The organism is uncultured Campylobacter sp., assembly GCF_938030815.1.
Lineage (GTDB): Bacteria > Campylobacterota > Campylobacteria > Campylobacterales > Campylobacteraceae > Campylobacter_B.
The window spans coordinates 20,183-29,526 of sequence record NZ_CALHII010000187.1; the positions used below are offsets into that span (position 1 = coordinate 20,183).

Below are 9,344 nucleotides of genomic sequence, written 5' to 3' on the forward strand. Positions count from 1 at the left end.
CTTTGCCTAGATGCCGCAAATTCCACGTCATTTTTGCGTTGCGCCCTCGAGAGCTACGTCTTTAGCGCGCTGGTTTGATACAGCTGCATAAGCTGCTCGTAAAACTCGCTTTCACCGTGGCTCTGTAAGATCCCGCTGTTTGGAAAAAGCTCGTCGTAGAGCTTTTGCAGATCTGAAAACCGCGCAGGAAAAAGCTCGCTTAAAATCATCGCCGAGATCTCTTTACGCATAAAAATCGCGGGTGGCAAAATCCCCGCGCGCAGCAGTGCCTTGAGATTTTGCGTGCGATAATGCACGTGATGATGAGCGCCGTGAGGGCAGTTTTTGGTGCTTACGAGCACCTTGCACTTCTCGCAATAGACGTATTCCGGCATAAGCAAAATCTCGATCTCGCCGCGCTTTTGATACTCGTCCAGCACCGAATGCACGCCGCCGCCTTCGAAAAATAGCTCCATATTTGCGTGATTTTGCCCAAAAATTATTTTGTTTATACCTAAATTTTTTGCGATCGTGCACTGCAGGGCGGGTTTGTCGTCAAAAATCGCAAGCGAGCCCAGATCGATCATCATGGCGCGTTGCGCGACCAAAAAATTTTGCAGTAAATACCTTAGCGTTTTTTTGCGTAGCTCGTAGGGCAGGGCATCCGTGCTATTCGTGCCGGTTAAAAAAATCACCACGAAATCCGCCTTATCTATCATATGCCTAATCAACCGCTCATGCACGCGGTGGATCGGATCGGCGCAGGTAAAAAACGCTGAAATTTTAGGCGCGGCAAGCGAGCTTGCGATTTTTTTTATGCGCGCGATTTGCTCTGCAAGACCATTTTTTAGCAGCGTGATGCGCCCTTGCACCGCAGTTTGCCCTGCGTATGCATTTTGAAACACCGAGTCTGCGACCTCGCTTGCGCTTGGGGCATAAACATCGCTAACGTCTATGCGCGCGACAAGCTCACAATAGGCGGGATTTGCAGCGGAATTTTTGATGAAATTTTCGGTGGAATTTGAGATAAAATTTCCCGCCGAATTTGCTACGGATTTTGCATCTGCGCTACAAACGCGATTGAGTGCGGAATTTTCGGCAAAGCTCTGCGCGGAATTTACCGCAGAATTTTCACTGGAGCTTTTCTCCGAATCCAAAGCGGCGTTTTTCGCAGATTTTGTATCTGCGCTGCGAGTAAAAGTTTGATCATAGCTCGCAGCAAGACTTTCTATATGGTCTAAGTCCTCGCTTGTGGCGTTTATAGCGCTTTGCGTACTTGCAGTGCGCGCGAAATCCGTGCCGCTTTTCGCAAAGCTCTGCTCGTTTTGCGCCGCGGCAGAAACCTCTTCCTGCAAGTTGCGTGATCCTTTAACTAGCAAATACGCGCCGTTCTCGCTGCTAAGCGAATTTTTGGCGCGTTCGACTGTGCCTTCCTTGCAGAGGTAAAGCTCCAAAATATCGCCTTTTTTTGCGTTCGCGCAGGAAAAAACGAAATTTATGCCGCATACGCTTAGCTTGCTTGGGCGCAGTAGCTCGCAGCTCTTGCCGAAAGCGCCGTTTGCGAGCAGGCTCAAGACGTTTAGGTCGGAGCGCGAGATCACTATCTTGCGGATTTGCGTTGCGCTATTATTTGCGCTTTTGCTCTCGCTTCCGGCTTGCTCTGCTTTTAAATTTCTTGCCGCGCCCTTAGCTCGCGCCTCGTCTTTTCTGGCATTGCTCGTCTTTGACATTTTTAAATTCCGCATCGTTTTTAAATTTTGCTTTGCCTTTAAATTTAGCGCCGCATCGCTCGAAGCTTTTGTAGCGTTTAGGGTTTTTGTGCCGCTTGAAATCCCTTCGCTTTCAAGCGGTTTTATTTCGTTTAAATTGCCGGTATCGCGTGAAATTTCTGTCCCGTCTGCGATCCATACCGAGCGCGCGCGGCTATTTTTTTCTTGCGATGCCATATTTTTTCCTTTTCTCCCAAAGCGATTTTCGAGAAATCCCAAGTGCCGCCGCCAGATCGGAGTCGAAATACTCGTCTTGGTGCGCTACGATCGTGAGCTTTACGTATTCTTCGATGCTTAAAATTTCACTGCGTTCTTTGCTGCTGCCAAGCGCAATTTCGTCGCTAAAGCCCTTTTGCGCGCCGATGGATCCGGCGATTATACGCATGGATTTGGTTTTGCTTAGAAATTTTTCCTTCTGTGTGCCGCTTAGGCTGTCGAAATCTGGCACGTAAAAAATCTCCGCGCCGCGTTCTAGCAGCTCAGGGCTTTGCGCGGATAGAATTTTAAGGTGCGATTTTAGCGCAAGCGTGATCTTAAATACCGCCGCAGCTCGCGCTGCCGCATCGCCGCGCAAAAGAAGCGGAAATTTTATCTGCGCTAAACGCGCGGGCGGTATCTCGCACGAAAGGGAGACCTCTTTAAGCAGTGCTTCGTAGGCTTCGTTTTGCGATTTTAGCGAGCGAAACTGCGCGTAATGCTCGATCTTTTTGATGAGCTCCTCTATCATAAATGGCTTTTGGATATAATCCGTCGCGCCCGCTTTTACGGGGTTTAGCACCGTTTCGCTATCGACGTAAGCGACCATCAAAATTATGATCGAGCGCCTAAATTTCTCGATCAGCGGATAAAAGCTCGCGCCGCTCCAGCTCGTAGAGAGCAGTACTGCCTCAAACTCCTCTGCAAGGCCCGCTGCGGCCGCCAAACTCGCCACGTTAGTGCATTCATGCCCCAGCGCGCCCAGCTTGTTTGCGATACTTTGAGCAAGATAGCTTTCGCTTTCGATTATTAAAATTTTCATGCGCCCCGCACCTTTGCTGCGTACTTTTGCCAGTTGTAAAATTTCAAATTTACCGCAGCCTGCGCGGCGATACCCTCGCTTCTGCCCGTAAATCCCAGCCCTTCGGTCGTGGTCGCTTTGACATTGACGCGCGCGCAGTTTAAAATTTCGCTTAAAACCTCTTGCATCTGTGCTTTGTAAGCGCCGATCTTCGGGCGCTGCGCGATGATCGTAATATCGGCATTTACGAGCTCGTAGCCGTAGCCCCTGACGCGCCGCATTACCTTTCGTAACAGCTCCTTGCTATCCGCGCCTTTAAGCTTAGCGTCGCTGTCTGGGAAGAGCTCGCCGATGTCGCCCAGCATCGCCGCGCCGCAAATAGCGTCGATTAGGGCATGGATCACTACGTCGCCGTCGCTGTGCGCGATCAGCGCGAACTCGCATGGAATTTGCACGCCGCCGAGCACGATGCCCGCGCCTTTTTCAAGCGCATGCACGTCGTAACCCGTGCCGCAAAAAATATCGCGCGAGCAGGGTTTTAAATTTAGCGCCGCTAGATCGCTTGCGCGCGTGATCTTAAGCGCGCTCGCTTCGCCTTTTATAAATTCCAATCGTCCGCCCGCGCTACCGACTGCCGCGCTATCGTCGGTAAAAATTTCGCTTCCTTCAAGCGCCTTTTTAAGTAGCGCCGTGCGCGAAAGCTGCGGCGTTTGGATGAGGCGTAGCTCCTCTCGATCTACAATGCACTCGCCGAGGTAGGTCGTGTCATTTACGCCAAGATATGGGCTGATACAGTCCGCGCCGCCTAAATTTCGTATCAGCGAAGAGATTAGCCCTGGCGAAATTTGCGCGCGAGCTACGTCGCTTACAAGCACGAGCTCGCTATCTACGAGCTGCAGCGCGTTTTTTAGCGAGCTTTGGCGATTTGCGCCGCCGGGGACGAAGTGAAATTTTAAATTTGCAGAGCCGCATTCATCTGCGTTGCATCCGACTTGAGCTTTAAAATTTTCCGCGCCCCGCGGCTTGCTTGCGTCGTTTAGATCGTCTGTGCCGCGTTCGATCCCGCCCTGCTTTCTTTGAAATTTATACTCGCTCGTGCCGCACTCTGAGTTTTCGCCGCGCGCCGAGGCCAAACTGCACGCATAGAGGCGCTCGCAATAGCTCACGTCCTCTTCGTTTACGGCGATTACGATCTTTTTAAATGGGTGCGCCCGCGCAATGCTCTGCGCGACGTATTGCCAAAGCGGCAGCTCACCCACGCGCAGCCACTGCTTTTTGACGCTCAGCTCAAACCTGCTCGAATCACCCGCGGCGAGCAAAATCAGCGATATATCTTTCAAATTTTATCCTTGAAATTTTGTTACGAAATTATACGTATTAAAAATGAAAGCAAAATTAATCGCGGCTTGCGAGCTAGAATATCTTAAGCTTGGGTGCAAATTTACACGGTGCGGCGGCGAAATTTCAGCTTACGTTACGAAAATAAACGACAAAAGAAAAGTAAGGATTAATGAAATTTGTTATATTATACGCGCATTTTTAAGAAGCGAGGCGAAAATGACCGAAAGCTGCGTAACGCAGATCTATTTTGCAAAAAAGGGCGAAGTGACGCCGCAGATGAGAGAGGTCGCGCAAAGCGAGCGCATGGACGTGCGGGCCTTGTGCGATCTCATCGCGCAAGGAAGAGCGATCATCCCCGCAAACGTTAATCACAAAAGCCTAAAACCCATCGGCATCGGACGCGCTCTTCGGTGCAAGATCAACGCCAACATCGGCTCCTCGGGCACGACGAGCGATATTGAGGGCGAGCTGGAAAAGCTTGAGGCTTGCTTAAAATACGGCGCCGATACGGTGATGGATCTAAGCACGGGCGGCGATCTGGACGAGATCCGCGCCGCGATAATCGAGCGCTCGCCCGTACCCGTAGGCACGGTGCCGATCTATCAGATGATCCATGAGCTGGGCGATATTAAAAATTTAAAAACGAGCGCTATTCTTAGCACGATCGAGAAGCAGGCGCGGCAGGGAGTGGATTATTTCACGATCCACGCGGGCTTTAAGCTCGAGTTTATGCCGCTGCTGTCCCGTCGCAAGATGGGTATCGTAAGCAGAGGCGGCTCGCTGATAGCGTCGTGGATGATGAAATTTCATAAGCAAAACCCATTTTACGAAGCGTTTGATGAAATTTGCGATATCTGCGCCGCTTACGACGTATCGCTATCTCTGGGAGACGGCTTGCGCCCGGGCTGCTTATACGACGCGACTGATAGGGCGCAGCTTAGCGAGCTTGAAATTTTAGGTGAGCTAGCCCTGCGCGCGAATGAAAAAAACGTGCAGGTGATGATCGAGGGTCCGGGACACATCCCGTTTAACGAGATCGAGCTTAATATGCAGCTAGAGCGCAAGATCTGCCGCGACGCGCCGTTTTACGTGCTGGGGCCGCTTCCCACCGACATCGGCGCGGGCTACGATCATATCAGCTCGGCTATCGGCGGGACGATGGCTGCGTATTGCGGCGCTAGCATGCTCTGCTACGTAACGCCGAAGGAGCATCTGGGGCTTCCCAATGCAAAAGACGTCAGAGAGGGTATCATCGCGCATAAAATCGCCGCTCACGCCGCGGACGTCGCGCTAGGCAAAGCAGGCGCGATAGAGCGCGATCACGCGATGAGCGATGCGAGGTATAATTTTGATTGGAACAGGCAGTTTGAGCTTAGTTTCGATCCAGATCATGCGCGCGAGCTGCACGACGAGAGCCTGGGCGATGAAATTTACAAAGGCGCGGAGTTTTGCTCGATGTGCGGGCCGAAATTTTGCGCATATAAAATCAGTAGAAATTTAACCGAAAATAAGGAGAAGGAATGAGTAAAGACGAAGTCTTAAATTTGCTTAAAAGCGTGATCTATCCGGGCTTTTCTAAAAGCATCGTGGATTTTGGATTTGTAAAAGAGGTCGAGATCGGCGATAGAATTTTCGTAGGGATCGAAATCCCAAGCGCCAAGCCTGAGATCGCCGCGGAGCTCAGATCAGCGGCGCAAAAGGCGCTAGGGGCGGACGCCGAAATTCTAATCAAACAGCCCAAGATCGCCGAGGAAAAGAGCAACTCTCGCAGCGGCAAAAATATCGCGCCGCAGATCAAGCATTTCGTGATGATCAGCAGCGGCAAGGGCGGCGTAGGCAAGAGCACGACGACGCTAAATTTAGCCATCAGCACGGCAAAGCTCGGCAAGAGAGTGGGGATTTTGGATGCCGATATTTACGGACCGAATTTGCCGCGAATGCTAGGCGAGGATAAGACGCAAGCAAGCGTCGTTGGGCAGAAGCTAAAGCCGATCTTAAGCCACGGCGTGGAGATGATGAGCATGGGCGTGCTGATGGAGGAGGGCGCGAGCCTCATCTGGCGCGGCTCGATGATAATGAAGGCGATCGAGCAGCTGCTAAAAGACGTGGCGTGGAGCGATCTGGACGTGCTGTTTTTGGATATGCCTCCGGGTACGGGCGATGCGCAGCTTACGCTCGCTCAGAGCGTGCCGGTGACGGCGGGCGTGTGCGTCACGACGCCGCAGACGGTCGCGCTGGACGATAGCGCGCGCGGGCTTGATATGTTCGAAAAGCTCCACATCCCGATCGCAGGCCTTATCGAGAATATGAGCGGCTTCATCTGCCCAGATAACGGCAAGGAGTACGATATCTTCGGTCGCGGCGGCGCGCAAAAGCTGGCACAGCGATACAACACCGAAGTAATCGGCGAGATTCCGATCGAGATCGCTATCCGCGAGGGCGGCGACAGCGGCAAGCCGGTAAGCTTTTATGCGCCAAATTCTTTAAGCGCGAAGCGCTACGAAGATGCCGCGCGCAAGCTGTGGGAAAAGATCGAGAAGATCGATCGCGAGGAGCTGGCGGACAACTCCGCGATCCAGCCGGTGATGGACGGTAAGAGCGCCTGCTCGAATTAGGACTTTGGCGGGTGCGGCGTCAAATTTCGCGTGGAATTTCGCAATAGAATTCCGCGCGAAAATTACGCTATAGAATTTTGCCCGTAAATTTCGCGGGCAAAATTTCACGCGGGTTTCGCGGCTTGGGATTTTGCGCCGAATTTTATAGCTCAAAATTCTGCGTTAAAATTTCGCCTCGAAATTTTGAAGTGATTTTACGGCGTCAGTAAAATTTTTGTATATAGAATTTCGTGCGGAGTTTCGTAGCGCGAGTTTTTATACTAAATTTTAGAGCTTGAAATTCCGCTTTGGTTTTGAGCAAATTTATAGCGCTCGCAAAATTTGGGCAGACGAAATTTCGTAGTTTGAAATTCCGAGCTAGAATTTTACCCAAGCTTCGTTGTGTGAGGGTTCAGATAAAATTCTAAGCGCAGAATTTTACGGCGAAAATTAAATTCTAAACGCACAATTCAGCGAGGTAAAATTTGCCGTAGAATTCTGCCTTGGAGTTTTAAATGTAAAATTTTAAGCATAAAGCTTTGCCGCAGAATTTTAAAATGTGAAATTTTATCGCTAAAGCTCTGTTTTAAAATTTTAAGATGGGGCTTTAAAATATGAATTTTAGGCTTGAAATTTTATCGCGCCTAGCTTTTTAGCGGTAGCCGTAGCATTGCACTGGTTTAAATTTTATTTCGCCGGGCTTTATGGCGGTGGAGCTTATCTGCGAAAGCCTCTGTAAAGCTTATTTGGAGTGGAATTTTATCCGTAGCGGTCGCGGCAAGGAAATTTCTCGCGCAGCTGAAATTTAATTCGTATAGGCAGGGAGCTAAAGCGGCAAAATCCCTAAGCCTAGGGATTTTAGGTTTAGGGATTTTACTTTTATACGAAATAAGAAAGGTCGGTAATGAGGTTTTTGATTATTTTGGTGCTTGCATTTGCGGCGTTCGCGCAAGAGAGTAATATGCAAAAATGGGCGAAAGAGATTACCGCTGACGCGCAGATCCCGCAGGATAAGTTTTTGGCGTTTTATCTGAATAAAGATGAACCTAAGAAGGTGGTTTTCTCTGAAAATGTCGATCGCATCAGCGTCAATTACGAGGGAAATTCTTTCCATGAAATTCCATCTCCAAATCTTATGGCGTATTGGGTCGGCGAGTTTAATTTCGACGCAGATGTCGAAAAGATGGTGCTAGGAGATTACGGCTGGTCCACGCTGGTAATCGCTGTGGACGGCACGGACGTGCTAGGTGGAACATCTAGCAATCAAAAGCGCCCGCTTACGTATAAATTTAGCAAGGGCAAGCACAAGATCGAAGCGTGGTTTTTAAATGACGCGCATTCCAGTGAGCTTTTCGTGGATTTTAAAGACGTAGAGCCCTTTTATCGTCAAAAAGACGCCGTAGCCAAGATCCCTGCGGATAAGGACTACGATCTGTGGCTGGGCGCGATCTACGAAAGCGCGCAGATGAATAATCGCGTCAAGCTAAATTTAGCCAAATCTGCAAAGCCTATCGTGCTGCTGCTTAGCTCATATCGCGCCGTGGAGTGGGAGATCTCAAATCCGCAAAAGAATGAAATTCTAGCCGTGTTAATTTACAACCCCATAAGTAGTGTCCGTGGCGTAAGCGGTGCGCTTTACGTCGAGGATTATAGATACACAGAGGCTGCGGATGGGCTTAAATGCGAGTGCATCTCGGGCAATGTCTTTCACTGCGACGGCAGCGAGATTTATGATATGAACGGGCGCGTAAACGGGATATTTGGCAGAGGCCTGGGGGCGTTTGCCGGCAAGCACGCCGTAAATTCCTTAGATCTGCCGGGGCTTGTTATTACTCCAAAAATTTTAGACGAAAGCAAAGCTCGCCTGCTCTCTGTAGAAGCGGACCGCAAGAAATGCGAGAGCACGCCGATGGATGATGTGTTTAGGTAAGATGGACAGTATTTATAATAATTTCTTCAATAAATTTTACTGTTCATAAATTTTGATAATTTCTGTGAAATCTATGTTCCGATAAAGAGGATTAAAGTACTCTGTAGGTTTACATTATGAGATTAAGATAACGTAAAAGGTATATCAAGTGAAATATAATAGGGACATAAATATAGAAAGGAATTATTCATAATATGAAACATACAAGCATTGTAACTCCTAACGATTTGGCACGATATGCAGATACGCGTGAGAGCGAAGGAGTAATTCCCGAGCTTATTTGTCGACTTATCAGACAATCGGCAGCTAATATAAGCGAGTGCCGCATACCTTACGGCGATGCTATAAATCAATCCGGTATGGACGGTCTTGTATATTGCGAGACCGGATTTTTAGAATTTGTTCCTGCGGGGAAATCCTATTGGGAAATAGGCACCGGAAAAGATCCTCAAGAAAAGGCAAGTAGCGACTTTCAAAAAAGAACCGATGAATTGAGCGATGAAGAACGGGCAGACTCTACTTTCGTCTTCGCTACTCCGCGTTCGGCCGAAGCAAATGGTTGGAATGAGCCAAAACAGAGGGCTTGGATCAAAAGGCAGCAAAATACAGGATGGAAACGAATTATAATAATAGATGGGGTAAAGCTAGCGGATTGGCTTAGAGAATTTCCCGCTATTGGTAGGTGGATAGCTGCTAAAATAGGAATTTTGCCAAATTTAAGCGGCGTTATAACG

General features: G+C 49.4%; 6 protein-coding genes and 1 pseudogene. 4 read left to right on the plus strand and 3 right to left on the minus strand.

Annotated elements, in window-relative coordinates:
- Positions 1-53 precede the first annotated feature (53 nt).
- Genes Q0277_RS07120 through ispF form a run of 3 tightly spaced genes read right to left on the minus strand, consistent with a single transcriptional unit; the run spans position 54 to position 4,085 of the window.
- The gene (locus tag Q0277_RS07120; protein WP_297996838.1) at positions 54-1,925 is read right to left on the minus strand and encodes a hypothetical protein; all 1,872 of its coding nucleotides are present in this window, start codon (positions 1,923-1,925) and stop codon (positions 54-56) included.
- Entirely contained in the window at positions 1,903-2,766 is an 864-nt protein-coding gene (locus Q0277_RS07125; RefSeq protein WP_297996839.1) for a response regulator, read from the minus strand. Before Q0277_RS07125 ends, Q0277_RS07120 begins: the two co-directional genes overlap by 23 nt.
- Positions 2,763-4,085 (minus strand): 2-C-methyl-D-erythritol 2,4-cyclodiphosphate synthase, encoded by a 1,323-nt coding sequence (ispF, locus tag Q0277_RS07130; RefSeq protein ID WP_297996841.1) that lies wholly within the window; start codon positions 4,083-4,085, stop codon positions 2,763-2,765. Before ispF ends, Q0277_RS07125 begins: the two co-directional genes overlap by 4 nt.
- A gap of 217 nt (positions 4,086-4,302) precedes the next feature.
- On the opposite strand from ispF, the gene thiC reads away from it, so the two are divergent.
- The 4 genes and pseudogenes from thiC to Q0277_RS07150 all read left to right on the plus strand — a co-directional run.
- Positions 4,303-5,610 (plus strand): phosphomethylpyrimidine synthase ThiC, encoded by a 1,308-nt coding sequence (gene thiC, locus Q0277_RS07135; RefSeq protein ID WP_297996844.1) that lies wholly within the window; start codon positions 4,303-4,305, stop codon positions 5,608-5,610.
- A complete protein-coding gene (locus Q0277_RS07140) occupies positions 5,607-6,701 on the plus strand; it encodes an Mrp/NBP35 family ATP-binding protein (RefSeq protein ID WP_297996843.1) in 1,095 nt (364 codons plus the stop codon). The genes thiC and Q0277_RS07140 overlap by 4 nt, the downstream gene beginning before the upstream one ends.
- An 883-nt stretch (positions 6,702-7,584) precedes the next feature.
- The gene (locus Q0277_RS07145) at positions 7,585-8,610 is read left to right on the plus strand and encodes a hypothetical protein (protein ID WP_297961073.1); all 1,026 of its coding nucleotides are present in this window, start codon (positions 7,585-7,587) and stop codon (positions 8,608-8,610) included.
- A 194-nt stretch (positions 8,611-8,804) separates the two neighbouring features.
- Positions 8,805-9,344 (plus strand): annotated as a pseudogene (locus tag Q0277_RS07150) (hypothetical protein); the annotation flags it as partial.